General features: G+C 56.3%; 1 protein-coding gene. It reads left to right on the top strand.

Annotation, left to right across the window (positions count from 1 at the left end):
• On the top strand, positions 1 to 261 hold a 261-nt coding region (locus Q4528_RS14425), incomplete at both ends, for a hypothetical protein (RefSeq protein ID WP_303522326.1).

Here is a 261-nt window from a genome sequence, read left to right as displayed (position 1 = left end):
GGACGTGGTTGTGGGTGGGTTTGGCATCGACACGCTGAACATCATGCATCGCGGCGAACAGGGTGACACCGGAGGCGTGACCCTGCGCCTTTTTGATGATCAAGGCGCTGAAGTTTCCAGTTTGACGTCAAGTTCCACAGCAGGCGACACCGAACAAGAGGTGATCGCCTTTTTTGATGCCATTGGCACCGCTACGACAACTGGGGCCAGCGTTGGTATCGGCCGCTCGGTCGAATACACCGAAGTTGAACGGGTCAATGA

This window comes from Staphylococcus pasteuri (assembly GCF_030547725.1).
Taxonomy (GTDB): domain Bacteria; phylum Bacillota; class Bacilli; order Staphylococcales; family Staphylococcaceae; genus Staphylococcus; species Staphylococcus pasteuri.
This window is presented reverse-complemented; position numbering and strand designations above follow the sequence as displayed.